Here is a 2678-nt window from a genome sequence, read left to right as displayed (position 1 = left end):
TTGTAGACCGCATGTTGAAGAATAATTATGCCAGATACAGGATGGCCGGTATGGCAGTGATTGATACAGAGGCAGTTGGGCAGACAATCAATGGTGTGGATGTAGTGGCAGATGCATTGACAGCGGTGGATTATGTCTGTCAGAACTGGGTGGATGAGGTCCTGATCGTGATTTCAGACAGTCAGCCATATCCGAAGAAGTTGATTGATCAGCTGACGGAAACAGGTGTAACGGTGCATTTGAATCTGGCTAAGACATTAAATATGTCGGGAAAGAAGCAGTTCGTGGAGCAGATTGGCCCATATACAGTACTGACGACAACGATGAATTATGCGTCTACACGTCAGTTATTGGTCAAGCGTGTGATCGATATCTTTGGAGGCCTTGTGGGATGCCTGCTGACAGCTATTATTTTTATCTTTGTGGCACCGGCCATATATATCAGTTCACCGGGGCCTGTTTTCTTTGCTCAGGAACGTGTGGGCAAGAACGGCAAAACATTCAAGATGTACAAATTCCGAAGTATGTATATGGATGCAGAAGCACGGAAGGCGGAGCTGATGAAGGACAACAAGCTCGGGGACGGCAAGATGTTTAAGATGGATTTCGATCCCCGTGTGATCGGCAACAGGATTCTTCCGGATGGCACGAAGAAGACCGGCATTGGTGATTTCATACGACGAACCAGCCTGGATGAGTTTCCGCAGTTTTTCAACGTGTTAAAAGGCGATATGTCGATTGTGGGGACAAGACCGCCGTTAGTATCAGAGACAGAATTGTATGAACCGCATCATTTCGCACGATTAGCCATTAAACCGGGAATTACCGGCCTGTGGCAGGTCAGCGGACGAAGTGATATCACAGATTTTGAAGAAGTGGTACGTCTTGATACGGAATATATTGACAACTGGAATGTGGGAATGGATATCAAAATTCTGCTCAAGACAGTTGCGGTTGTTTTGAAAAAGGACGGCTCTATGTAGCAGATGAAACAACCATTGAATGGAAAATGATTTTTAAGAAACGAGGAATGGCTTTATGAAAGGAATTATTCTTGCAGGTGGTTCAGGTACCCGCTTATACCCATTGACAAAGGTGACATCCAAGCAGCTGCTGCCGATTTATGACAAACCAATGATCTATTATCCAATGTCGGTTCTGATGAACGCCGGAATCAGGGATATTCTGATTATTTCTACGCCCCAGGATACACCGCGATTTGAGAATCTGTTGGGAGATGGTCATCAGTTCGGTGTGAATCTGACCTATGCTGTTCAGCCGTCTCCGGATGGACTGGCGCAGGCTTTTATTATCGGCGCAGATTTTATCGGCGATGATTCGGTTGCCATGGTGCTGGGAGACAATATCTTTGCGGGACATGGGCTGAAGAAACGCCTGGAGGCAGCCGTTCATAAGGCTGAGAATGGCAAAGGCGCTACAGTATTTGGTTATTATGTGGATGATCCGGAACGTTTTGGCATTGTGGAGTTTGATAAGAATGGAAAGGCTGTTTCCATTGAAGAGAAACCGGAACATCCGAAGAGTAATTACTGTGTGACAGGTCTTTATTTCTATGATAATCGTGTTGTTGAATTCGCAAAGGGACTGAAACCATCAGCCCGCGGGGAGCTGGAGATTACAGATTTGAACCGTATTTATCTGGAGGACGGATCGCTGAATGTAGAGCTGTTGGGACAGGGATTTACATGGTTGGATACAGGAACCCATGAGAGTCTGGTGGATGCAACAAATTTCGTCAAGACTGTGGAACAGCATCAGCACAGAAAGATTGCATGTCTTGAGGAGATTGCCTATCTGAACGGATGGATCAGTAAAGATGATTTGATGGAAGTTTACGAAGTGATGAAAAAGAACCAGTACGGACAGTATCTGAAGGATGTTATGGATGGTAAATATCAGGAACATCTGTATTAATTCAGCAAATAGATAGTTAATGTGTATAGAGGAGTATTGAAATTATGAATATTATCGTTACCGGCGGCGCCGGCTTTATTGGCAGCAATTTTGTATTTCACATGTTAAAAAAATATCCGGATTATCGTATTATCTGTTTGGACAAACTGACATATGCAGGTAATTTATCCACATTGGCACCGGTGATGGATAACCCGAATTTCCGTTTCGTGAAAGCAGATATCTGTGACAGAGATGCAGTGAATCAGTTGTTTGAAGAAGAACATCCAGATATGGTGGTCAATTTTGCAGCAGAGTCTCATGTGGATCGTTCTATTGAGAACCCGGAGATTTTTCTTCAGACCAATATCATCGGTACGGCTGTTCTGATGGATACCTGCCGCAAATACGGTATTCAGCGTTATCATCAGGTATCTACAGATGAAGTATATGGCGATCTGCCCTTAGACAGACCGGATCTTTTCTTTACAGAAGAAACACCTATCCATACCAGTTCTCCGTACAGCAGCTCCAAAGCCGGTGCAGACTTGCTTGTTTTGGCTTATCACAGAACCTATGGACTGCCTGTGACTATCAGCCGTTGCTCCAATAATTATGGTCCATATCATTTTCCTGAAAAACTGATTCCACTGATGATTGCCAATGCACTGGCTGATAAGTCATTGCCGGTTTACGGCGAGGGATTGAACGTCCGCGACTGGCTGTATGTAGAAGATCATTGCAAAGCAATTGATCTGATCATT

The 2678-nt window shown here is 44.4% G+C and carries 3 protein-coding genes; all 3 read left to right on the top strand.

Annotation, left to right across the window (positions count from 1 at the left end):
• The coding region (locus tag WMO25_RS17005; protein WP_349086354.1) for a sugar transferase at positions 1–983 on the top strand (983 nt) is incomplete at its 5' end.
• 55 nt (positions 984–1038) lie between these two features.
• The gene (gene rfbA / locus WMO25_RS17000) at positions 1039–1935 is read left to right on the top strand and encodes a glucose-1-phosphate thymidylyltransferase RfbA (RefSeq protein WP_227081882.1); all 897 of its coding nucleotides are present in this window, start codon (positions 1039–1041) and stop codon (positions 1933–1935) included.
• 44 nt (positions 1936–1979) lie between these two features.
• On the top strand, positions 1980–2678 hold a 699-nt coding region (locus tag WMO25_RS16995; protein ID WP_349086353.1), incomplete at its 3' end, for a dTDP-glucose 4,6-dehydratase.

Origin of the sequence: Coprococcus intestinihominis (genome assembly GCF_040096555.1) — a bacterium.
GTDB lineage: Bacteria > Bacillota > Clostridia > Lachnospirales > Lachnospiraceae > Coprococcus_A > Coprococcus_A intestinihominis.
Note: the sequence above shows the minus strand (reverse complement) of the source record. Positions and strands in the feature narration are given on the sequence as shown.

What these genes read in the sequence shown, in the direction of transcription:
- rfbA (WP_227081882.1), top strand. Translation starts at nt 1,039, where the DNA reads ATGAAAGGAATTATTCTTGCAGGTGGTTCAGGTACCCGCTTATACCCA.